The 21,531-nt window shown below is 68.2% G+C and carries 19 protein-coding genes and 1 pseudogene; 15 read left to right on the top strand and 5 right to left on the bottom strand.

Annotation, left to right across the window (positions count from 1 at the left end; translation table 11 throughout):
- The first annotated feature begins 115 nt into the window (after positions 1–115).
- The 4 genes and pseudogenes from M8009_RS08225 to M8009_RS08240 form a co-directional block, all read left to right on the top strand.
- Entirely contained in the window at positions 116–1,555 is a 1,440-nt protein-coding gene (locus M8009_RS08225) for an ATP-binding protein (RefSeq protein WP_250060342.1), read from the top strand.
- Positions 1,552–2,259 carry a response regulator gene (locus M8009_RS08230; protein ID WP_250060343.1) on the top strand — a complete coding sequence of 236 codons (708 nt, stop codon included), beginning with the start codon at positions 1,552–1,554 and terminating at the stop codon, positions 2,257–2,259. Before M8009_RS08225 ends, M8009_RS08230 begins: the two co-directional genes overlap by 4 nt.
- A gap of 111 nt (positions 2,260–2,370) precedes the next feature.
- Positions 2,371–3,024 (top strand): hypothetical protein, encoded by a 654-nt coding sequence (locus M8009_RS08235; protein WP_250060344.1) that lies wholly within the window; start codon positions 2,371–2,373, stop codon positions 3,022–3,024.
- A gap of 83 nt (positions 3,025–3,107) precedes the next feature.
- Positions 3,108–4,040: pseudogene (locus tag M8009_RS08240) on the top strand (BCCT family transporter); the annotation flags it as partial.
- Between the two features lie 252 nt (positions 4,041–4,292).
- On the opposite strand, the gene M8009_RS08245 reads toward M8009_RS08240, so the two are convergent.
- Entirely contained in the window at positions 4,293–5,798 is a 1,506-nt protein-coding gene (locus M8009_RS08245; protein WP_250060345.1) for a carbohydrate porin, read from the bottom strand.
- A 262-nt stretch (positions 5,799–6,060) separates the two neighbouring features.
- On the opposite strand from M8009_RS08245, the gene M8009_RS08250 reads away from it, so the two are divergent.
- From M8009_RS08250 to M8009_RS08285, 8 genes are all read left to right on the top strand, one after another.
- Positions 6,061–6,921, top strand: coding sequence for an aldo/keto reductase (locus M8009_RS08250; protein WP_250060346.1), 861 nt, complete (start codon positions 6,061–6,063; stop codon positions 6,919–6,921).
- Between the two features lie 182 nt (positions 6,922–7,103).
- Positions 7,104–8,372 carry an ABC transporter substrate-binding protein gene (locus tag M8009_RS08255; protein WP_250060347.1) on the top strand — a complete coding sequence of 423 codons (1,269 nt, stop codon included), beginning with the start codon at positions 7,104–7,106 and terminating at the stop codon, positions 8,370–8,372.
- Between the two features lie 14 nt (positions 8,373–8,386).
- On the top strand, positions 8,387–9,361 hold the full coding sequence (locus M8009_RS08260) for a carbohydrate ABC transporter permease (protein ID WP_250060348.1): 975 nt from the start codon (positions 8,387–8,389) through the stop codon (positions 9,359–9,361).
- Positions 9,358–10,200, top strand: coding sequence for a carbohydrate ABC transporter permease (locus tag M8009_RS08265; protein WP_250060349.1), 843 nt, complete (start codon positions 9,358–9,360; stop codon positions 10,198–10,200). Before M8009_RS08260 ends, M8009_RS08265 begins: the two co-directional genes overlap by 4 nt.
- Before the next feature lie 20 nt (positions 10,201–10,220).
- Positions 10,221–11,837: an alpha-glucosidase gene (locus tag M8009_RS08270; protein ID WP_250060563.1), complete on the top strand. Its 1,617-nt coding sequence runs from the start codon at positions 10,221–10,223 to the stop codon at positions 11,835–11,837.
- A 49-nt stretch (positions 11,838–11,886) separates the two neighbouring features.
- The gene (locus M8009_RS08275; protein WP_250060350.1) at positions 11,887–12,993 is read left to right on the top strand and encodes an ABC transporter ATP-binding protein; all 1,107 of its coding nucleotides are present in this window, start codon (positions 11,887–11,889) and stop codon (positions 12,991–12,993) included.
- Positions 12,994–13,169: 176 nt separating this feature from the next.
- Positions 13,170–14,219 carry a LacI family DNA-binding transcriptional regulator gene (locus M8009_RS08280; protein ID WP_250060351.1) on the top strand — a complete coding sequence of 350 codons (1,050 nt, stop codon included), beginning with the start codon at positions 13,170–13,172 and terminating at the stop codon, positions 14,217–14,219.
- A gap of 134 nt (positions 14,220–14,353) precedes the next feature.
- Positions 14,354–15,295 (top strand): carbon-nitrogen hydrolase family protein, encoded by a 942-nt coding sequence (locus tag M8009_RS08285; protein WP_250060352.1) that lies wholly within the window; start codon positions 14,354–14,356, stop codon positions 15,293–15,295.
- Between the two features lie 168 nt (positions 15,296–15,463).
- Here M8009_RS08285 and M8009_RS08290 read toward each other — a convergent pair whose 3' ends face one another.
- Together M8009_RS08290 and M8009_RS08295 are read right to left on the bottom strand one after the other, a co-directional pair.
- Positions 15,464–15,943 (bottom strand): cupin domain-containing protein, encoded by a 480-nt coding sequence (locus M8009_RS08290; protein ID WP_250060353.1) that lies wholly within the window; start codon positions 15,941–15,943, stop codon positions 15,464–15,466.
- Between the two features lie 92 nt (positions 15,944–16,035).
- A complete protein-coding gene (locus M8009_RS08295; RefSeq protein ID WP_250060354.1) occupies positions 16,036–16,827 on the bottom strand; it encodes a methyltransferase domain-containing protein in 792 nt (263 codons plus the stop codon).
- A 203-nt stretch (positions 16,828–17,030) separates the two neighbouring features.
- On the opposite strand from M8009_RS08295, the gene M8009_RS08300 reads away from it, so the two are divergent.
- From M8009_RS08300 to M8009_RS08310, 3 genes are read left to right on the top strand one after another with little or no spacing between them, the layout of a single operon-like run.
- Positions 17,031–17,753: a sigma-70 family RNA polymerase sigma factor gene (locus tag M8009_RS08300; protein ID WP_250060355.1), complete on the top strand. Its 723-nt coding sequence runs from the start codon at positions 17,031–17,033 to the stop codon at positions 17,751–17,753.
- Positions 17,750–18,010: an anti-sigma factor family protein gene (locus M8009_RS08305; RefSeq protein ID WP_250060356.1), complete on the top strand. Its 261-nt coding sequence runs from the start codon at positions 17,750–17,752 to the stop codon at positions 18,008–18,010. The genes M8009_RS08300 and M8009_RS08305 overlap by 4 nt, the downstream gene beginning before the upstream one ends.
- Before the next feature lie 18 nt (positions 18,011–18,028).
- The gene (locus M8009_RS08310; RefSeq protein ID WP_250060357.1) at positions 18,029–19,246 is read left to right on the top strand and encodes a MerC family mercury resistance protein; all 1,218 of its coding nucleotides are present in this window, start codon (positions 18,029–18,031) and stop codon (positions 19,244–19,246) included.
- A 9-nt stretch (positions 19,247–19,255) separates the two neighbouring features.
- On the opposite strand, the gene M8009_RS08315 is transcribed toward M8009_RS08310, so the two are convergent.
- The gene (locus M8009_RS08315) at positions 19,256–19,864 is read right to left on the bottom strand and encodes a methyltransferase domain-containing protein (RefSeq protein ID WP_250060358.1); all 609 of its coding nucleotides are present in this window, start codon (positions 19,862–19,864) and stop codon (positions 19,256–19,258) included.
- 143 nt (positions 19,865–20,007) lie between these two features.
- Entirely contained in the window at positions 20,008–21,528 is a 1,521-nt protein-coding gene (gene exaC, locus M8009_RS08320; RefSeq protein ID WP_250060359.1) for an acetaldehyde dehydrogenase ExaC, read from the bottom strand.
- Positions 21,529–21,531 lie beyond the last annotated feature (3 nt).

Raw genomic sequence — 21,531 nt, forward strand, 5'->3', positions numbered from 1 at the left:
GGGCGAGGCTGAGCTCAAGCTGCACATTGCCTGCACAGAACCTGACCGATGGCTGCACGCCGAGCGGCGAGAATGCATCATGCCCCTCGCCGCCCCTCGCTCCCGGAGCCCGTCCATGCCCTCGCCACGCCTCCCCCGCCCGGCCGTCTCGCGTCTCGGCATCAAGCTGTTCGCGATCATCCTGGTGGTCAACGTGGCCATCTCCGGACTGGTGTTCCTGGCGGTCTCGCGCAGCCTCGACCAGGGCTTCATCGAGTACCTGGACCAGACCCAGACCCGCCGCGCCGAGACCCTGGCCGAGGGGCTCGCCGAGGAGTGGGCCGGCCGCGGCGACTGGCAGTGGCTGCGCCAGTCACCCGGCGCCTGGCACCGCCTGGTACGCCGCCAGCTGTGGCCCGGCGACACCCCGCCGCCGGAGGGCATCGAGCGGCGCCTGGGGGATCCCAAGGACTTCGTGCTCCACGACGCCTCCGGCCTGCCGGTGATCGGCCTGCCCCCGGACAGCGACCAGGAGGCGGCGGAGTTGCGCTGGCTGCCGATCGAGAGCGCCGGCGAGCGGGTCGGGATGCTCGGTTACCGCCCGCCCCAGCAACTGATGGCGCGCATGGACCGCATCTTCCTCTCCCGCCAGCAGCGCAACCTGGGCATCATCGTCGCCGCCCTGGGCCTGGCCTCGCTGCTGCTGGCCGGCGGCCTCTCCTGGTGGCTGGGGCGGCGTACCCGCGGCATGGCCCGGGCCACGCGGCGTCTCACCGAGGGCGACTACAGCACCCGCCTGGCGGAGCGCGGTCGCGACGAGCTGTCGAGTCTCGCCCACGATTTCAACGTGCTGGCCGCCACTCTGGAGGCCAGCCGCGAGGCGCGCAGCCGCTGGGTCTCCGACATCGCCCACGAGCTGCGCACGCCGCTGGCGGTGCTGCGTGGCGAGATCGAGGCCATGCAGGATGGCATCCGTTCCCTGGACCAGGACAACCTGCACTCGCTGGCCCAGGAGGTCGGCCAGCTGGAGCGCCTGGTGGCCGACCTGCGCCTGCTCTCGCAGAGCGATGCCGGCGCCCTGGAGGTCCAGCTGGCGCCCCTGGACCTGGCGGAGAGCCTCGCCTCGCGCCTCGACGAGGCCAGCGGCTGGCTCGGCGACAGCGGCATCCAGCTGGAGCGCGAGGTCGAGGGCCCGGCGTGGATCCGCGGCGATACCCAGCGGCTGCGCCAGCTGTGGAACAACCTGATCGACAACACCTGCGCCTATACCACGGCACCGGGGCGGCTGCGCGTGCGCCTGGCAGCCCACCAGGGGCAGGTGCGGGTGACCTGGGAGGACAGCGCCCCGGGGGTGCCCGACGCCGAGCTGCCGCGGCTCACCGAGCGCCTCTACCGGGTCGAGGGGTCACGCAGCCGCGCCAGTGGCGGCAGCGGCCTGGGACTGTCGATCGCCACCGCCCTGGTCCGCGCCCACGGCGCGCGCATGCAGGCCTCCCCCTCGCCGCTCGGCGGGTTATGCTGGACCCTGACCTTTCCCGCCATCGAGGACCACCAGCTCAGGGAGGACGCTGCATGAGCACCCCGGACACCGAACAGGACCTGGTCCTGATCGTCGAGGACGAACCCAAGATCGCCCGCCTGGTCGCCGACTACCTGCAGGGCAGCGGCTTCACCAGCCACCACCTGGATCACGGCGATGCCGTGCTGCCCTGGCTTGCGGCCTGCCGGGCGCGCCCGGAGCTGGTGCTGCTCGACCTGATGCTGCCGGGCACCGACGGCCTGACCCTGTGCCGGGAGATCCGCCAGCGCTGGCCGGAAGTGGCGATCATCATGCTCACCGCCCGGGTCGAGGAGGTGGACCGCCTGCTGGGCCTGGAGCTGGGCGCTGACGACTACATCTGCAAGCCTTTCAGCCCCCGGGAGGTGGTGGCGCGGGCCAGGGCCGTGCTGCGCCGCAGCCGTGCCGCCAGCTCGCCCGCCCAGGGGGGCAGCGACCTGGTCCTCGACGAGGAGGGCTGGCGGGCCCTGGCCGACGGTCACGACCTGGGCCTCACCGCGGTGGAGTTCCAGCTGCTGAAGGTGATGATGCACTCGCCCGGGCGCATCTTTACCCGCGAGCAGCTGATGGATCACATGTACCGCGACCACCGCATCGTCTCCGAGCGCACCGTCGACAGCCACGTCAAGAAGCTGCGCCGCAAGATCGCCGAGACCTGGCCCGAGCGCGAGGTGATCCGCTCGGTCTACGGCGTCGGCTACAAGTATCAGCCGGAGGAGTGAACTCCGGCGGATGCACGACCTTTGCACCCTCGCTGCATGCCGCTTGCATCCCTGGCGACGAGACTGGCAGCGTCAACCCGAGGCCCGACGAGGCCACCAAGGAGAACCGCCATGACACGCTCACTCACCCGTACCCTGCTGGCCCCCGCCCTGCTCGCCGTCGCTATCGCGCCCCTGGCGCTTTTCGCCAGTGCCGCCCCCGGCGAGGGCAAGCAACAGGGCGGGAGCGAGGAACATCGCCAGCAGCACGAGCAGCGCCGCCAGGCCCTCTTCGAGCGGGCCGGCATCGACGACGAGACCCGCCAGGCCCTTGAGGAGGCCCGCCGCGAGCACCGTGAGGCGGTCCGCGAACTGCGCGAGGAGCACCGCCAGCGCATGGACGAGATCCTCGACGAGGAGCAGCGCGAGGCACTGGAGGCCGCCCGGCAGGAACTGCGCGAGGAGCAGCGCGCCGAGCGCCGCGAGGCCATGCAGCAGCGCCTGACCGCGCTGGTCGACAGCTGGGGGCTCTCCGACGCCGATCGCGAGGCGCTGCGCGAGGCCCGCGAGGCGATCTATGCCGACATGCAGGCACTGCGCGAGGGCGACTTCGACTCACGCCAGGAGCGCCGCGAGGCCATGCGGGCGCTGCGCGAGGAGCACCAGGCGGCCCTCGCCGAGATCCTCAGCGACGAGCAGCTCGAGGAGATGCGTGCGTTGCTCTCCCGCCATGGCCAGCCGGGCAAGGGCCGCGACGGCCGCAAGGGCAAGGACGGCACCGACTGACGCCTGCCTCCTCCCTTACGCCCCCGCTCCATCTCGTTTCGCCCGGCCTCGTGCCGGGCGTTTTCGTTCGAGTCTCGGCGTTCTTGCCTCGACGTCCATGCCGAGAGGCGCATGCCCCCTCCCTCACCGAGCAGCGAGACCGGCTCAATCGCGTCGTCTTCCACGGCAGCGTGGCCGGCATCCTGGTCTTCCTGGTGCTGACCATGCTGTTCACCGAGCGGGCCGGCACCTTCTTCGATGCCGGCCTGGCCTGGGTCAGCGAGACCTTCGGCTGGTACTACATGCTCGCCGCGGTGGTCTACCTGGTCTTCGTCATCGTCATCGGCGCCTCCCGGGTGGGCAACATCCGCCTGGGCCCGGACCACTCCAGGCCCGAGTTCTCGCTGCTCTCCTGGGCCTCGATGCTGTTCGCGGCCGGCATCGGCATCGACCTGCTGTTCTTCTGCGTGGCCGAGCCGCTCGCCCACTACCTGGCGCCGCCCGACCTCGCCCCCGAGAGTGCGGCGGCCATGCGGGCCGCCGTGCCCCAGACCTTCCTGCACTGGGGGCTGACCGGCTGGGGCATGTACGTGCTGATGGGCATGGCCCTGGCCTACTTCAGCTACCGCCATCGTCTGCCGCTGGCGATCCGCAGTGCCCTCTACCCGCTGCTCGGACAGCGCATCCACGGCCCCATCGGCCACGCCGTCGACATCACCGCGGTCATCTCCACGGTGTTCGGAATCGCCACCAGCCTCGGCATCGGGGTGATGCAGCTCAACTACGGGCTGACCTACATGTTCGACATCCCGGAAAGCCTCTCCGTCCAGGTGGTACTGATCGCCCTGGTGGTGGTGCTGGCGACCATCTCGGTGGTTAGCGGCGTGGAGAAGGGCATCCGTCGCCTCTCCGAGTTCAACATGCTGCTGGCCGCCGCCCTGCTGCTGTTCGTGCTCTTCCAGGGCGACACCCTGCGCCTGCTCGACGCCCTGGTGCTCAATGCCTGGGACTACCTGGGCGGCTTCGTAGGAGCGAGCAGGCGCTGAACACCCCCCAGACCACCATCTACACCCTGCTCGAGCAGTACCCCTACATCGGCCTCACCGCCCCGGGAGGCGACTGGCGCGAACGCCTCGACCGCGCCCTGGACACCTCGACCCGGGCCGGCGCGGCGACTCCCCCTGGCGTCGCCGTTGGCGTTTCCGGCCGATGCAAAAAGCCCGCGGCATCACGCCACGGGCAAGCATCGAAACAGCAGACTGGGCCCGGCCGGCGCCGGGCCCTTGCCATCAGAACCAGACTTCGGTCTGCACGCCGAAGGTCCACTGGCTGCCGGTGAACTCGTCGCTGCCGAAGGCATCGTCAGCGCTGTAGTCGTTGAGCTCCTCGTCCCAGTCGCTCCAGCTGGCGAAGAGGCGGATCTCCGGACGCTGCCAGAAGCCACCCACCTGGGGCTTGAAGGTCGGAGCGATGGTGAACTTGGTGTAGTCCCCCTCGACGGCAGTGCGCCCGTCGAAGCCCTGGGGATCGAGGTCCATCCACTGGTAGCTGGCCTCGTACTGCATCTCGAAGTTCTGGGTCAGCTCGTTGGCCAGGCGCACGTTGAGGGTCGCCCAGTCGTACTGGTCGCCGTCGACGTAGCGCTCCTCGCTGGTCTCGGCGAGGAGCGCCGGGGCCACGCGCCACTTGGGGGCCAGATAGGTGGTGCCGTAGAGGCCGACGCGGGTCGCGGTGGCATCCTCGGTCAGGTTACCGCGAGCCCCGATGCCCTTGACCTCGGCCCCCAGCCCCTGGCCGTGCAGCACGGCGGCCTTGAAGTTGCCCTCGCCCAGGCCGAAGAAGCTGTCGCCATGGTAGGCCACCATGGTATGGAAGCCGGACTCGGCGGCCTCCTGGCCTTCGCCGATATCGCGCTCCTCGTTGTCGGCGGCCGACATGCCGTTGACCATCCACTGCCAGTTGCCGAAGTAGTTGTTGGAGGTGAGGATCAGGTTGTCGGTATCGCCGCTGTCATCCCCCGGCGACTCGCGGGTCACGGGGAAGTCGCTGAAGCTGCGGCCGTAGAGCGAGAGGTTGGATTTCCAGCTGTCGGCCAGCTGCATGTCGTAGATGCCCGCGCCGGTACCGGACAGGAAGATGAAGTCGGTGTCGAGCCAGTGGATATCGAAGTTGTCGCGGTCGAAGCGCTTGCCGGCCCAGATCGAGGCGTTCTCGAAGGCGCCGGTAAAGCTCGGCAGGTCACTGAACTCGGCATAGACCTGGCGCACGTTGAGGTTGGATTCGTCGGCGGTCCAGTCGTTGCTGGTGCTCACCCCGTCGGCCAGCATGGTGGTGTACCTGGCCTTGGCGCCATTGTCGAAGCGCATCCGGTAGTTGAAGACCGCCTCGGCGTAGGTGTCCGGCTCGTTGCCCAGGCGTCCCACGGGCCCGCCCAGGGAGCCGGCCGGGGTCAGGTAGGGGCCACCCTCGGCGCTCTTGCCGTCCTCGCCGATCAGCAGGCCGGAGCGGGCGTAGACATTGAAGGAGAAGCCCTCCTCGCCGCTGGCCTGGCGCTCGACCCTGGCCAGGCGCTCCTCGACCTCTGCCTGCGAGGCCCCCTCCTCGGCCTGGGCCTCGGCCAGTTCGGCGCGCTGTTCGGCCGCATCGGCGCGCTGTTCGGCGGCGACGATGCGTGCTTCCAGCTCGGCCAGGCGCTCCTCGAGGGAGTGGGTATCGGCACCGGCCACCCCGGCGAGGCCCAGGCTGGCGGAAGCGATGGCGATGGCGAGCGGCTTCTTGAGCGTGACAGTGTGCATTGTCGTTCTCATCCTTTGTTGTTGTCGCGACGGGTGGTCATCACGATGGTGGGGAGTCCCCCGGGGCCGGGGCATCGAGGCCCGGTGCGAGACACCTCCCGGAACTTAATCGATTCAGAAACCAACCACAAAAAGTCTTTTGTAATATTACAACTAATGTCTAAGCAGCAACCGGGAACTAGAGGTAAAACCGGTAATAAAACCACATACCGCTCCTCGACATGCGATACCCTCCCCCTCGACACCACCACGAGGACGCGCAATGACGCCCGAACAGCCCCCTCTCGCCCTGATGCTGGGCATGATGCGCCTGCATGAGACCCCCGAACTCCAGGCATCCGAGCGGCTGGCCGACTGGATCGAGGCCCGCCTGGACCAGGGGCTCGACTGGTTCGACCACGCCGACATCTACGGCGGCGAGGGCCACAACGAGCGCCTGTTCGGCGAGGCCCTGCGCCGTCGGCCGAGCCTCGCCGCCCGGGTCAGGGTGGTCACCAAGGCCGGCATCCTGATGGCACCAGGTGACACTAAGCACTACGACAGCTCGCCGGCATGGCTGTCCGGTGCCATCGACCGGGCCCTGGCGCGACTCGGGGTCGAGCGGCTGGACCTCTTCCTGATCCACCGCCCCGACCCGCTGATGGAGGCCGAGGCCACCGCCCGGGTGCTGGATGATGCCGTCCGGGCCGGCAAGGTCGCCGCCCTGGGGGTCTCCAATTTCCTGCCCGAGCAGTGGCGCCGCCTCCAGGCCGCGCTCTCCCATCCGCTGACGCACCACCAGTTTCAGCTCTCACTCACCCGCTCGGCGCCACTCTTCGACGGCCACCTCGATGCCCTGTCTCGCGACGGTCTCTCGCCCCTGGCCTGGTCGCCCCTGGATGGTGGCGCGCTGTTCGAGGGCGCCGCCGGCCAGGCCCTTGAGCGTCTCGCCGCCCACCACGGCATCAGCCCCGCCGGTCTCGCCCTGGCCTGGCTGCGTCGCCTGCCGGGTTCGCCGGTGCCGGTGATCGGCACCCTCGACCCGGCGCGGATCACGACCCTGCAGGACGAGGCCCGATTCTCCCTGCCGCGTCGGGATTGGTATGCCCTGCTGGAGGCGGCCCGCGGCCACGAGGTTGCCTGACGGTCCGGCAGCCTGCGACCAAAGTCGCGGTTGAAGTCTGGCGTGAGCAACGGCTAACTGTGCCGGACACGATCTTAATCGTTTAAGTCAGGAGAGGACTTCCGGTGGCGCTACCTGCGGGTGACACATCGCGACCGGTCCTCCCTGAAAAAGTGACAACAACAAGCGAAGAGGAAGCCAGCATGCTCAAGAAGACCCTGATCTCCGCCATCGCCCTGGCCGGCGCCGCCGCCGGCAGTAGCCAGGCCCAGGCGGCGGAGCTGACCATCTCCTGTGGCGCCGTCGGCGCCGAGCTTACCCTCTGCGAGCAGGGTGTCGCCCAGTGGGAAGAGCAGACCGGCCACGAGGTCGACATCGTCTCCACCCCCAACTCCTCCACCGAGCGCCTGTCGCTCTACCAGCAGATTCTCTCCGCCCAGTCCAGCGACATCGACGTGATGCAGATCGACGTGGTATGGCCAGGCCTGCTGGCCAACCACCTGCTCGACCTCGGCGAGACCCTCGGCGAGGACGCCGCCGCCGGTCACTTCGAGACCATCGTGGCCAACAACACCATCGACGATCGCCTGGTGGCGATGCCCTGGTTCACCGATGCCGGGGTGCTCTACTACCGCAAGGACCTGCTCGAGGAGCACGGCTTCGAGGCCCCCGAGACCTGGGAAGAGCTGACCGAGATCGCCACCGAGATCCAGGCCGCCGAGCGCGAGGCCGGCAACGACCGGATGTGGGGCTACGTCTTCCAGGGCCGCGCCTACGAGGGGCTGACCTGCAACGCCCTGGAGTGGATCGCCAGCTATGGCGGCGGCACCATCGTCGACGCCGAGGGCGAGATCACCATTGACAACGAACGGGCCGCCGAGGCGCTGGACCTCGCCGCCAGCTGGATCGGCAATATCTCGCCGAAAGGCGCCCTCAACTACACCGAGGAGGAGGCCCGCGGCATCTTCCAGAGCGGCAATGCGGTGTTCATGCGCAACTGGCCCTATGCCTGGTCGCTGGCCCAGAGCGAGGAGAGCAACGTGCGCGACAAGGTCGGCGTGGTCAAGCTGCCCAGCGCCGAGGGCGAGGAGAGTGCCGCCACGCTCGGCGGATGGAACCTGGCCGTGTCCCGCTACACCGAGAACCCCGAGCTCGCCGCCGACCTGGTGGCCTTCCTGACCGGCGAGGCGGAGCAGAAACGCCGCGCCATCGAGGGCGCCTACAACCCCACCCTGGCCTCGCTGTACGAGGACGAAGAGGTGCTCGACGCCGTGCCCTTTTTCGGCACCCTCTACGACACCTTCACCAACGCCGTGGCACGCCCCTCGGCCCCCACCGGCGACAACTACGGCCGGGTGAGCAACAGCTTCTTCAATGCCGTGCACCAGGTGCTCTCCGGTGACCAGAGCGGCGCCGAGGCCGTCTCCCAGGTGGACAGTGAACTCTCCCGCATCAAGCGTCGCCGCTGGTAATCCAGGAGGTCCCCATGACGACTCCAGCCACTCAAGGCGCACCCCGGGCGGTGCGCTCCCCCCAGGCGGGCTACCGGGGCACCAAGGTGCGCCGCCAGCGCGTGCGCGCCGCCTGGCTGTTCCTCTTGCCAATGCTGGTGGCGCTGGCACTGGTCGCCGGCTGGCCGCTGCTGCGCACCTTCTACTTCAGCTTCACCGATGCCTCGCTGTCGGACACCGCCGGTGCCGCCTTCATCGGCATCGAGAACTACCTGGTCTTCGAGGATGGCGCCTGGTACGGCCTGCTCACCGACCCGGTGTGGTGGACCTCGGTGTGGAACACCCTCTACTTCAGCATCGTCTCGGTGTCGCTGGAGGTGGTCTTCGGCATCATCGTCGCCCTGCTGCTCAACGCCGAGTTCAAGGGCCGCATGCTGGTGCGTGCTGCGGTGCTGATCCCCTGGGCCATCCCCACCATCGTCTCGGCCAAGATGTGGGCCTGGATGCTCAATGACCAGTTCGGGATCATCAACCACCTGCTGATGGCGGTCGGCATCATCGACTCGCCCATCGCCTGGACCGCCAGCGCCAGCTACTCCATGTGGGCGGTGATCATGGTCGACGTCTGGAAGACCATCCCCTTCGTCGCGCTGCTGGTGCTGGCCGCCCTGCAGATGCTGCCCAAGGACTGCTATGAGGCCGCCGAGGTCGACGGCATCCATCCGGTCAGGGTGTTCTTCCGCGTGACCCTGCCGCTGATCACCCCGGCCCTGCTGGTGGCGGTGATCTTCCGCCTGCTCGATGCCCTGCGGGTGTTCGACGTCATCTACGTGCTGACCTCCAACTCCACCAGCACCATGACCATGTCGATCTACGCCCGCCAGCAGCTGGTCGAGTTCCAGGACGTCGGCTATGGCAGCGCCGCCTCGACGATGCTCTTCCTGATCATCGCCCTGGCCGTGGTGATCTACCTCTACCTTGGCCGCCGCCAACTGGGAGTCGACCAATGAACCAGTATCAGCTGACCAAGCTCGCCAAGCGGGTCGGGTTCTATGCCCTGATCGCCGTGGTGATGGTCTACGCGATCTTTCCCTTCTACTACGCGGTGATCACCTCGCTGAAGCCCTCCAGCGAGCTGTTCCGGGTCGACTTCTGGCTGTCGACGGTGGACTTCGGCAACTACGTACATATCTTCACCCAGAAGAGCTTCGTGCGCGCCATCATCAACTCCATCGTCATCTCGCTCTCGGTGGTCTTCATCGCCCTGCTGCTGGGCATCACCGCCTCCTATGCCCTGGGCCGGGTCCGCTTCCGCGGCCGGACCACGGTGATGCTGGTGATCCTCGGGGTCTCGATGTTTCCCCAGGTGGCAGTACTCTCCGGGCTCTTCGAGGTGATCCGCGGGCTCGGCCTCTACAACAACCCGGCCGGCCTGATCCTGAGCTACACCATCTTCACCCTGCCCTTCACCGTCTGGGTGCTGACCACCTTCATGAAGCAGCTGCCCTTGGAGCTGGAAGAGGCGGCGATCATGGATGGCGCCACCCCCTGGGTGACCATCACCAAGGTGTTCCTGCCGCTGATGTGGCCGGCCATGGCGACCACCGGCCTGCTGGCCTTCATCGCCGCCTGGAACGAATTCCTCTTCGCCCTGACCTTCACCCTCACCGACGACCAGCGCACCGTGCCGGTGGCGATCGCTCTGATCTCCGGCGGCAGCCAGCACGAGCTGCCCTGGGGGCCGATCATGGCCGCCTCGGTGACCGTCACCGTGCCGCTGGTAATCCTGGTGATGATCTTCCAGAAGCGCATCGTCTCCGGTCTCACCGCCGGTGCCGTCAAAGGATGAACCAACACATGGACCCCAAGATGCAAGACAACCTGACCTGGTGGCGCGGCGGCGTCATCTACCAGATCTACCCGCGCAGCTTCATGGACAGCAACGGCGATGGGATCGGCGACCTGGCGGGTATTACCGAGAAGCTGGACTATGTCGCCAGCCTGAACGTGGATGGCATCTGGCTGTCGCCCTTCTTCACCTCGCCGATGCTCGACTTCGGCTACGACGTCAGCGACTACCGTGACGTCGACCCGATGTTCGGCACCCTGGACGACTTCAAGGCCCTGCTGGCGAAGGCCCACGCGCTGGGCCTCAGGGTGATGATCGACCAGGTGATCAGCCACTCCTCGGACCAGCACCCCTGGTTCCGGGAGAGCCGCGCCGATCGTACCAACCCCAGGGCCGACTGGTATGTGTGGGCCGACCCCAAGCCCGACGGCACGCCGCCCAACAACTGGCTGTCGATCTTCGGCGGGCCGGCCTGGACCTTCGACTCCCGCCGCCGCCAGTATTACCTGCACAACTTCCTGACCAGCCAGCCGGATCTGAACTTCCATAACCCGGAAGTCAGGAAAGCTCAACTGGACAATATGCGCTTCTGGCTGGAGCTCGGCGTCGACGGCTTCCGCCTGGACACGGTCAACTTCTACTTCCACGACCCCGCGCTTACCGACAACCCGCCGGTGCCGGCGGGCAGCCCCAAGACCCTGGGCGCGCCGGACGCCAACCCCTATACCTGGCAGCGTCACGTCCACGACATCAGCCGTCCGGAGAACCTCGACTTTCTCAAGGACCTGCGTGCCTTGATGGACGAATTTCCCGGCACCACCACGGTGGGCGAGATCGGCGATGACCATCCTCTCGAGCGCATGGCCGAGTACACCGCCGGCGGCGACAAGCTGCACATGGCCTATACCTTCGACCTGCTCAACGCGCCCCACTCGCCGGCCTATCTCCGCGAAGTCATCGAGCGCTTCCAGCGCCTGGCCGGCGACGCCTGGCCCTGCTGGGCGACCTCCAACCATGACGTGGTGCGCAGCGCCACCCGCTGGGGCCAGGGCGAGGACCCAATGGCCTATCCCAAGGTGGCGCTGGCCATGCTCTTCTCGCTGCGCGGCAGCGTCTGCCTCTACCAGGGCGAGGAGCTCGGCCTGCCCGAGGCCGAAGTACCCTTCGAGCGCATCCAGGACCCCTACGGCAAGGTGCTGTGGCCGGAGTTCAAGGGCCGCGACGGCTGCCGCACGCCGATGCCCTGGCGCCAGGCCCCGCAGGGCGGTTTCTCGCGCGTCGAGCCCTGGCTGCCGGTGGAGGAGCGCCACCTGCCACTGGCCGTCGAGGCGCAGGAGAATGATCCCGACTCGCCCCTCGCCGCGACCCGCACACTGCTGGCCTTCCGCGCCGCGCATCCGGCGCTGGTCGATGGCGAGCTATCGCTGGTGGACGTCGGCGAGGAGCTGCTCGGCTTTATCCGCGAGGCTGAAGGCGAACGGCTGCTGTGCGTCTTCAACCTCGGTAGCAAGACGCTGAGCACGACGCTGCCGCAGTCCGGCACCCTGCTCAAGGGCCACGGCTTTGTGGCGGCCCTCGACGATGACAACCTGACGCTTCCGGCCTACCAGGCCGCCTATCTAAAGCTCGACCGCTAACACGACATCACAACAAGGGCCGGCCCCGAGGCCGGCAAGGAGTCGCAAGATGGCCAGCGTGACCCTGGAAAAACTCAACAAGACCTTCGGGCACGACCACATCATCAAGGACGTCGACCTCCAGGTCGGCAACGGCGAGTTCGTGGTCTTCGTCGGCCCTTCGGGCTGCGGCAAGTCGACCCTGCTGCGCCTGATCGCCGGGCTGGAGTCGATCAGCGACGGCGAGCTGAAGATCGGCGCCGACGTCGTCAACGACCTGCCGCCCCGCGAGCGCGGGGTGGGCATGGTGTTCCAGTCCTACGCCCTCTACCCGCACATGACGGTCTACGAGAACATGGCCTTCGGCCTCAAGCTGGCCAAGATGGCCAAGGAGACCGTCGATGACCGGGTGATGGCCACCGCGCGTATCCTGCAGCTCGAGGAGCTCCTGCACCGCAAGCCCAAGGAGCTCTCCGGCGGCCAGCGCCAGCGCGTCGCCATGGGGCGTGCCATGGCCCGGGAGCCGCGCATCCTGCTGTTCGACGAGCCGCTCTCCAACCTCGACGCCTCGCTGCGCGTGCAGATGCGCAACGAGATCGCCCGCCTGCACCACCGCCTGGGCTCCACCATGATCTACGTCACCCACGACCAGGTGGAGGCGATGACCCTGGCGGACAAGATCGTGGTGCTGCGCGACGGCCGCATCGAGCAGGTCGGCAGCCCCCAGATGCTCTACCAGCAGCCGGCGACGAAGTTCGTGGCAGGCTTCATCGGCTCGCCGACCATGAACTTCATGCCGGCCGAACTGCTGGGCGGCAGCGAAGAGGGCTGCCGGGTCAGGGCTCCAGGACTCGGCGAGCTGGCCCTGCCCCAGGATGCCAGTGGCGAGAAAAAGGCCGCCAGCCTTTCCCTGGGCGTGCGGCCAGAGCACCTGCGCCTGGCCGAGGCCGACGGCGAGAACGCCTTCGAGATCGTCAACGTCGAGTTTCTGGGCAACGAGGTCTACGTCTATCTCGAGCCCAAGGCCGGCGACAGCCTGCTGATCCACCGCAGCGAGGCGCCCAGCCGCTGGAAACTTGGCCAACGCGTGGCCCTGGTGCCCGATCTGGAACACGTCCACCTCTTCAACGGCCAGGACGAGTCGCTCTCCCTCAAGACCACACAGGCCGTGGCCTGACAGGCAAATGGGGGCTGGCGGCCTGGCGGAGCATCGCCTGACAGCGTCGCGACCCGGCGTTAGCGAACGACCGCCCGGGGCTCGCCTCGGGTGGCTACCCTGCCCCTGGCGGACCATGCTAGGCTGCTAACTAAATCGTTCCAGTCCATCCTGACCGCAATGGAGTCAGCCGCCAAGTGCCTCTCCCCCGTCGCATGACCCTCAAGGACCTGGCCCGCGAGCTCGGTGTCTCCACCGCCACCATCTCCAACGCCTTCAACCGGCCCGACCAGCTCTCGCCGAAGCTGCGCGAGCATATCCTCAGCGAGGCCCGGCGCCTGGGCTACAGCGGCCCCGACGCCCGGGCACGCAGCCTGCGCACGGGCCGCTCGCGGATCATCGCCGTGGTCCTCGCCGAGACCCTCACCTACAGCCTCAACGATGCCGTGGCCAGCGAACTGCTCTCGGGCATCGCCGAGGTGCTCGACACCCGGGGCCACACCCTGCTGCTACTCTCGGGGCGCCAGAATGCCGCCAGCGTGCCCGGTGCCTCGAGCATTGCCGACGGCTTCATCATCTATGGCCTGATGCCGAGCCTGACGCTGTTCTCCGACCTCCCTCCCGAGCGCCCCCTGGTGGCGGTGGACTTCGATATCGAGGACCACGCCACGGTGCATGTCGACAACGAGCCGGCGTGCTACGCCATCGCTCGCCATGCCCTGAGAACGCCGACGCGACGCCCCGCGGTGATCAACCTGCGGCTGACCGAACAGCCCTGCAACGGCCGCATCGACGGCGACCAGGCGCTGCTCTCGTCCAAGCGCACCATCACCCGGGCGCGCCTCGCCGGCTTCCAGCGGGCCTTCGTCGAGGCCGGCATCGACCCGGCCGAGGTGCCGATGTGGAACATCGAGGAGAATACCTTCGAGGTCTGCACCCCGGTGATCGAGGAGATCCTCGACCTGCCGGAGGCCGAGCGGCCCGACCTGCTGCTGTGCATGTCCGACCGCATCGCCCTGACCGTGGTGACGCTTGCCGAGCAGCGCGGCCTGCGCATCCCCGAAGACCTGCGGCTGACAGGCTTCGACGGCATCGCCGAGGGGCAGTACCGTGCTCCCCGGCTGACCACCGTCCGCCAGGACAGCACCGAGAAGGGCCGCATCGCCGCGCGCATGATCCTCGGAATGGAACCCGCCGAATCCCGGGTCATGGCCACCGAGATGATGATCGGCGACACCTGCCCCTGATGCCCGCCGGGTCACCCGGCCTCGGTTCGACTCGTCCCCCGGGCGCGAGCCTCTCGTCACCGCTATAGTGAAGGTCAAGCTAGTGCCCGTGATCGGCGTCTTCCGGCGCCTGTACCGCGCACGAGGACCCACTCATGGCCACGATGGTTGCGGTGATCCAGAAGCCCCCGGTACTGCTCCAGCGAGACGCGACCATCGAGCTGATGTTGGCGTCGATCGAGGAGGCCGCCGTTGCCGGGGCAACCCTGCTGGTCTTTCCCGAAGCCCATATCCCCGGCTATCCGACCTGGATCTGGCGACTCGCCCCGGGCGGCGACATGGCGCTGACCAGCGAGTTGCATGCCAGGCTGCGCGAGAATGCCGTCGACCTCGGCGGCGACACTCTCGAGCCCATCCAGGAGGCAGCCGCCCGGCACGGGGTAACCCTGGTAACGGGCCTCAACGAGATCGACAGCCGCTACAGCGGCACCACCCTGTTCAACAGCGTGGTGGTGATCGGCCCGGATGGGCGGCTGCTGAATCGCCACCGCAAGCTGATGCCGACCAACCCCGAACGCATGGTCTGGGGCATGGGCGATGCCAGCGGGCTCAGGGTGGTCGATACCCCCGCCGGACGACTCGGCAGCCTGATCTGCTGGGAAAGTTACATGCCCCTGGCGCGCTATGCCCTCTATGCCCAGGACCTGGAGGTCTTCGTCAACCCGACCTGGGACTCCAGCGATATCGGCCTCGCCTCGCTGCGCCATATCGCCAGGGAAGGCGGCTGCTGGGTGATCGGCACGGCCACCGCCCTGCAGGGAAGCGACATCCCTGACACCTTCCCCGAGCGCGACCGGCTCTACACGTCGGAGGAGTGGATCAACGTCGGCAACGCGGTGGTCATTGCCCCTTCGGGCGAGGTGGTGGCGGGCCCCCTCCATCGCGAGAAGGGAATCCTCTATGCCGAGATCGAGGTCGAGACCGCACGCCGGGCACGCCGCTCGCTGGACGTCTGCGGCCACTATGCCCGGCCGGACATCTTCTCGCTGTCGGTGAATCGAGCCCCCCAGCCCCCGGTGGTATTCACGGAGACCTGACGAGCATGCTGGAAGCCTGAGAGCGCGGCGCGAGACGCAGTTCCTGCTGTTGCCACATGACGGCTCCTCGAGACGGATGAGGGGGATACCGCCATGCTAGCCTGTCCCAACGCCAAGACAAGGACGCCGCACTCCGCGGAGGGATGCGGCGTCTGCGGTTAACTCGGCTCAGTTGCGCGGATCGTCCGCCGGATCGAGGTACTCGATGCCCCAGGGGCCGGTGCCGTGCAGCTGGAACAGCGTCTCACCCTCGGAGTAGCCGAACATGGGGTCGCCCGGCGACATGATGGCGAAATCACCTGGCTCAAGGGCCTGCGTCGCGTCGGGGTCGAAGTTCTCGCCATGGGCGAAGTGCAGGGTGCCGTCGAGCACCGTCACCCGCTCATAGGCCGGATGAACATGGGGACGGATCTCATAGCCGTCCTCAAGCCGCAGGCGAATGGTGAAGGGCGCCTCCTTGCTCAGATCACCCTCGATGACGGCGATCTCGGCGCCCTCCCCCATGGAGCCCACCGGCCCCCACTCGAGTTCGTCCGCGCTGCCGATCAGGTGGCCGTCGCCCTGGTAGGGAGCCGCCTGGGCCGCCACGGCCAGGGCCAGGCCGAGGGCCGTGGCGGACAGGGTCTGTGTCAGGGTCTTGGGGTTCATGATGCTACCTCCTGTTGTGGTTGTGTCGTGTTGTGGTTGTGTTGTGTTGTAGTTGTGTCGTGTTTTGCCTGTGTCGTGCTCGGGCCGGCGCCTCAGCGCCGGATGGCCAGCAGGGAAATGCTCCTGACGCCGTAGGTCTCGCTGGCGCCCCGCGCCGAGTCGGTCAGGAAGCGGTACTCGGGATGCTCGCGCAGGGTCTGTACCGCGAACCCCGCCGCCTCGATGGCCGCCCGGTAGTCGTCCACCTGACTGGCCCCTCCGATGCAGGCGGCCCACAGGGTGGCATTGCCGGAGACCTTCTTCGGCAGCGGCGTCTCGGTGACGATATCGGCCAGCGCCAGGCGCCCGCCGGGGCGCAGGACCCGGGCCGCCTCGGCGAAGACCCGCGGCTTGTCCGCCGACAGGTTGATGACGCCGTTGCTGATCACCACGTCGACGCTGCCGTCAGCGAAGGGCGGCGACTCGATATGGCCGGCATGGAACTCGACGTTGCGAATCCCCGCCTCCTCGGCCAGGCGCTGGGCCTTGTATCGCTGGGCATCGGTCATGTCGAGCCCCAGCACCTGCCCCTCCGGGCCCGTCGCCAGGGCGGCCAGGAAGCTGTCCATCCCGGCGCCGCTGCCCAGGTCCAGCACCCGCTCGCCGGGGCGAATAGACGCCAGGTCCAGGAAGTGGCCGACGCCGGCGAAGGAGTCGATGGCCGCGGTGGGTATCCGGTCCAGCCCTGCCGGGTCATAGCCGAGGCGCTCGGCCAGCTCACGCCCCATCTCGAAGTGGAAGTCCGCGTCCGGCGTCTCGGCCACCTCCTGATACATCGCCTTGACCCGCGCCTCGAGCTCGCTGCGATCCACCGCGGGTGTCGTGGACGACTCGATGATGGTCATGATGGCTCTCCTCTTGTCATTGTCGCCTTCGGTTCGCGGCACTCGGGTACCGCGTGTTCCCGAGGACGCAGCCGGTGGCCGCATTGTTCCCGGCCCTGGGTTTCCGACCCCGGCCGGGAACCCTGGCGGCCGTTGCCGCGTCCCTGCAGGACCCTACGGCTTGCCGGATGGCCGCGGGGGTTCCATGCTCGAAGAGGTGAGCCATGATCCTTGCCCCGCCAATCAACCGCGCCCTGCTGCCCTGGCCCGCCATCCTGCAACGGGGCGCACCGGGGGTGGCCATGACCGAACGCCAGCCCAGCGACCGCCGACGGTGGTTCGAGGAGCGCCTGGAGCCGCTGATGGACCGGCTCTACGGCACCGCCCTGCGCCTGACCCGCGACCCGGATGACGCCGAGGACATCGTCGCCGAGGCGGTCGGCAAGGCCTGGGCACGCCTCGATGAACTGCGCGACCCGCAGCGCTTCGAGGGCTGGCTGTTCCACATCCTGACCAACGCCTTCATCAGCGACTGGCGCCGCCGGCAAAGCCGCCCCCAGCGCCCCATGGATCCCGAGGCACCGTCACCGGACGAGCTCGACATCGGCAGCTTCACCCTCTTCCAGCAGCTGCATCAGCCCTTCCTGCTGTGGTGGGGCAGTCTCGAGGAGCAGTTCTTCCAGAACCTGCTCGAGGAGGACCTGCAGCGGGCCATCGATGCCCTCCCCGATGCCTTCCGGATGGCGATTGTGCTCGTCGAGGTGCAGGGCTATACGTATGAGGAGGTATCCCGCCTGCTGGGGATTCCGCTGGGCACCGTACGCTCACGCCTGAGCCGGGCACGGGGCCTGCTGCAGAAGATGCTGTGGCAACAGGCCAGGGAGGCCGGCGTCATCTCCGGCCACCGGGCAGCTGCCCACCAGGGAAAGGGGGATGAACAGCCATGAGCGGACAGCCATTGACCTGCGAGGAGGTCATCGAACGACTCTTCGACTACCTCGACCGGGAGCTCGATGATCAGCAGGCGGCCGATATCGAGCGACACCTGCACCGGTGCCGCGACTGCTTCACGCGAGCCGAATTCGAGAAACGACTTCGGGCCAGGGTGGAGGCCACCGGCACGGCTGCGGCTCCGACGCGACTGCGCCGACGCATCCGGGCGCTGATCGACCGCTTCGACGACGGGCACGACGCCACCTGCTGACCCGAAAGGAGCGCTTCCATGGTGGCAATACTCGGTTATTCCCCCCGGCAGATCACCGATGCCGTCCAGGGCATGTACACGGCTGTCGCCGAGACACCCGACTCGCCCTTCCATTTCCCGGTGGGCGCCGCCGCCTGCCGGCAGCTGGGCTATCCCCCGGCGTTGACCTCTCCCCTGCCGGCATCGCTGCTGGGCTCCTTCGCCGGCGTCGGTTATCCCTTCCGCGCCGGGGCCATCCGCCCCGGCGACCGGGTGCTCGACATCGGCGCCGGCGCCGGGGTCGATGCGCTGATCGCCCGCCGGCTCGCGGGTCCGGGCGGCCGCGTCATCGCCCTCGACCTCACCGCCGCCATGACCCGCAAGCTCCGCGACGCCGCCGATGAACGCGGCATCGACCACCTCGACGTGGTCCAGGCCTCGGCGGAACGGCTGCCGCTTCGCGACGCCAGCGTCGACGCCATCACCAGCAACGGCGCCCTCAACCTGGTACCGGACAAGCGCCGCGCCGTGGCCGAGATGTTCCGCGTGCTCAAGCCGGGGGGCCACCTGCAACTCGCCGACGTGGTGATCCACCGGCCGGTGTCGGTGGACTGTCACGAGGACCCGCGCCTGTGGGTCGAGTGCGTGGTGGGAGCGACGGTGAAGGAGGAACTGCTGGCGCTGTTCGAGGCGGCCGGCTTCGAGGCGATCGAGGTGGTGGGCCGCCACGACTACTTCGCCCTGAGTCACAGCGCCCAGACCCGGGAGGTCGCGGCCGGCTTCGGCGCCCATGCCATCGAGATCGGCATGCGCCGGGGGGAACGGGTCCCCTCTCGCCTCAGACAGGCGTGGCTGAGGCTCGATCCGCGGCGCTGGCTGCGGATGCTCCAGCGTCGCGGCCTGCTGGGCGTTGCCGCCCTGGGGCTGGCACTGCTCTCCTGCTACGGCACCCTGGCGCTGGTCGGCCTGCTGGCGCTGCTCGGCATCGGCCTGGCCCTGGACGACGGGGCCTGGGCACTGGCGATTGCCGCCTTCGTGCTGCTGACCCTGGCGGCACTGGCCGCCGGCCTGCGACGCCACAAGGCGCCAGGCCCCCTCCTCCTGGCGGCGGTCGGCGGCGGGCTCATCCTCCATGCGCTGTTCATCGACTATCGCCCCCTGGTGGAGCTCGCCGGCTTCCTGCTGCTGGCCATCGCCACCCTCTGGGACCGACGGGTGCGACACCGCCAGGAAGCCAGGATGCTGGGGCTGGCGTGAGGCCTCGGGTCAGCGTGTGAAGCTCGCCACCTGAGTCGGCTGGCCGAGGTGGGCGTCCATCTCGCCGATTCCCGAGAAACGCACCCGATAGCCGTTGCGGCGCGCCACGCCCAGCGCCCAGTCGCGGAAACGCGCCCGGTCCCACTCGAACTTGTGGTCGGGGTCGCGGAACTCGCCCGGCGCCATGTCGAAAAGCGGGTTGTACTCATGGTTGGGGGTGGTCATCACCAGCAGTCGGGGGCGTAGCTTGGCGAAGACCGCACGCTCGACCCGGGAGAGCGCCTCGGGCGGGACATGTTCGATGGTCTCCACCATGGCCGCGGCGTCGAAGTCGACCAGCGCCGGGTGGGGCTCGGCATAGGAGCCGCAGACCAGCTCGAGGCGCCCCGCCCGGGCGGCCGGCAGGTCCTCCAGGCGCAGCTTGGCCTGGGCCAGCAGCTCGCCGGAGAGCTCCAGGCCCACCACCCGCTCGAACTGGGCGTCGCGCAGCAGGTACTGCAGCAGCCCGCCGGAGCCACACCCCAGGTCGAGCACGCGTCGTGCACCGCTGGCCCTGACCAGCGACACCACGCGCTGCAGGCGCTCCTGGTGAAGGTCGGGGGCTTCGAGGTCGATCATCTCCATACTGTCTCCACGGGGACCGGGCGGGAGATGATGACGCAAAGCGGCCGGGAGGTGTAGCGAGAAGCCAAAAAATGGCGCGACTCGCGTCGCGCCAGGGGCCTGCTCACTGCTGCCGAGGCGCCGTCCGGCGCCGCCGGTCAGAAGAAGCCCATCGGGTTGATGTCATAGCTGACCAGCAGGTTCTTGGTCTGCTGGTAGTGTTCGAGGGCCACCTTATGGGTCTCGCGGCCGACGCCGGACTTCTTGTAGCCACCGAAGGCGGCATGGGCCGGGTACTGGTGGTAGCAGTTGGTCCACACGCGGCCGGCCTGGATGCCGCGCCCCATGCGGAAGGCGACGTTCATGTCGCGGCTCCAGACGCCCGCGCCCAGGCCGAACTCGGTGTCGTTGGCGATGGCCAGCGCTTCCTCCTCGTCCTTGAAGGTGGTCACCGCCACCACCGGACCGAAGATCTCCTCCTGGAAGACGCGCATCTTGTTGTGGCCCTTGAGCAGCGTCGGCTGGATATAGAAGCCGTTGTTGATGGCCGGATCCAGGGACTCGCGCTCGCCGCCGGTGAGGAACTCGGCGCCCTCCTCGCGGGCGATCTCCATGTAGGACATGATCTTGTCGAACTGCTCCTGGGAGGCCTGGGCACCGACCTTGACGTCGGTATCCAGGGGGTTGCCGCGCGTGATCTGCCCCACCTTCTCCATGACCTTGGCCATGAAGGCGTCGTACATGCTCTCCTGGATCAGCGCCCGCGACGGGCAGGTGCAGACCTCGCCCTGGTTGAAGAAGGCCAGCACCAAGCCCTCGGCGGCCTTGTCGATGAATTCCGGCTCGGCGTTCATGATGTCGGCGAAGTAGATGTTCGGCGACTTGCCGCCCAGCTCCACGGTGGAGGGGATGATGTTCTCGGCGGCGCACTTGAGGATGTGCGCGCCCACCGGGGTGGAGCCGGTAAAGGCGATCTTGGCGATGCGCTTGCTGGTGGCCAGCGCCTGGCCGGCCTCGGCGCCGTAGCCGTTGACGATGTTGACCACCCCCGACGGCAGCAGGTCGCCGACCAGCTTCATCAGCTCGAGGATCGAGGCCGGGGTCTGCTCGGCGGGCTTGAGCACCACGCAGTTGCCCGCGGCCAGCGCCGGGGCGAGTTTCCAGGTGGCCATCAGCAGCGGGAAGTTCCAGGGAATGATCTGCCCCACCACGCCCAGCGGCTCGTGGAAGTGGTAGGCCACGGTGTTGGCGTCGATGTCCGCGGCGGTGCCCTCCTGGGCGCGGATGCAACCGGCGAAGTAGCGGAAGTGGTCGACGGCCAGCGGCAGGTCGGCATTCAGGGTCTCGCGCACCGCCTTGCCGTTGTCCCAGGTCTCGGCCACGGCGAGCATCTCGAGGTTCTGCTCCATGCGGTCGGCGATCTTGAGCAGCACATTGGAGCGCTCGGCGGCGGAGGTCTTCCCCCAGGCCGGCGCGGCCTTGTGGGCCGCATCCAGCGCCTTGTCGATGTCCTCGGCACTCGAACGGGGAATCTCGCAGAATACCTCGCCGTTGACGGGGCTGACGTTGTCGAAGTACTGGCCCTTCACCGGCGGCACGAACTCGCCGCCGATGTAGTTGCCATAGCGTGTCTCGAAGCTGACCAGCGAACCGGACTGGCCGGGGTTGGCGTAGATCATGGC

This window comes from Halomonas gemina (assembly GCF_023554995.1).
In the GTDB taxonomy this organism is placed as follows: Bacteria; Pseudomonadota; Gammaproteobacteria; order Pseudomonadales; family Halomonadaceae; genus Halomonas; species Halomonas gemina.

What these genes read in the sequence shown, in the direction of transcription:
- M8009_RS08225 (WP_250060342.1), top strand. Translation starts at nt 116, where the DNA reads ATGCCCTCGCCACGCCTCCCCCGCCCGGCCGTCTCGCGTCTCGGCATC.
- M8009_RS08230 (WP_250060343.1), top strand. Translation starts at nt 1,552, where the DNA reads ATGAGCACCCCGGACACCGAACAGGACCTGGTCCTGATCGTCGAGGAC.
- M8009_RS08235 (WP_250060344.1), top strand. Translation starts at nt 2,371, where the DNA reads ATGACACGCTCACTCACCCGTACCCTGCTGGCCCCCGCCCTGCTCGCC.
- M8009_RS08245 (WP_250060345.1), bottom strand. Translation starts at nt 5,798, where the DNA reads ATGCACACTGTCACGCTCAAGAAGCCGCTCGCCATCGCCATCGCTTCC.
- M8009_RS08250 (WP_250060346.1), top strand. Translation starts at nt 6,061, where the DNA reads ATGACGCCCGAACAGCCCCCTCTCGCCCTGATGCTGGGCATGATGCGC.
- M8009_RS08255 (WP_250060347.1), top strand. Translation starts at nt 7,104, where the DNA reads ATGCTCAAGAAGACCCTGATCTCCGCCATCGCCCTGGCCGGCGCCGCC.
- M8009_RS08260 (WP_250060348.1), top strand. Translation starts at nt 8,387, where the DNA reads ATGACGACTCCAGCCACTCAAGGCGCACCCCGGGCGGTGCGCTCCCCC.
- M8009_RS08265 (WP_250060349.1), top strand. Translation starts at nt 9,358, where the DNA reads ATGAACCAGTATCAGCTGACCAAGCTCGCCAAGCGGGTCGGGTTCTAT.
- M8009_RS08270 (WP_250060563.1), top strand. Translation starts at nt 10,221, where the DNA reads ATGCAAGACAACCTGACCTGGTGGCGCGGCGGCGTCATCTACCAGATC.
- M8009_RS08275 (WP_250060350.1), top strand. Translation starts at nt 11,887, where the DNA reads ATGGCCAGCGTGACCCTGGAAAAACTCAACAAGACCTTCGGGCACGAC.
- M8009_RS08285 (WP_250060352.1), top strand. Translation starts at nt 14,354, where the DNA reads ATGGCCACGATGGTTGCGGTGATCCAGAAGCCCCCGGTACTGCTCCAG.
- M8009_RS08290 (WP_250060353.1), bottom strand. Translation starts at nt 15,943, where the DNA reads ATGAACCCCAAGACCCTGACACAGACCCTGTCCGCCACGGCCCTCGGC.
- M8009_RS08295 (WP_250060354.1), bottom strand. Translation starts at nt 16,827, where the DNA reads ATGACCATCATCGAGTCGTCCACGACACCCGCGGTGGATCGCAGCGAG.
- M8009_RS08300 (WP_250060355.1), top strand. Translation starts at nt 17,031, where the DNA reads ATGATCCTTGCCCCGCCAATCAACCGCGCCCTGCTGCCCTGGCCCGCC.
- M8009_RS08305 (WP_250060356.1), top strand. Translation starts at nt 17,750, where the DNA reads ATGAGCGGACAGCCATTGACCTGCGAGGAGGTCATCGAACGACTCTTC.
- M8009_RS08310 (WP_250060357.1), top strand. Translation starts at nt 18,029, where the DNA reads ATGGTGGCAATACTCGGTTATTCCCCCCGGCAGATCACCGATGCCGTC.
- M8009_RS08315 (WP_250060358.1), bottom strand. Translation starts at nt 19,864, where the DNA reads ATGATCGACCTCGAAGCCCCCGACCTTCACCAGGAGCGCCTGCAGCGC.
- exaC (WP_250060359.1), bottom strand. Translation starts at nt 21,528, where the DNA reads ATGATCTACGCCAACCCCGGCCAGTCCGGTTCGCTGGTCAGCTTCGAG.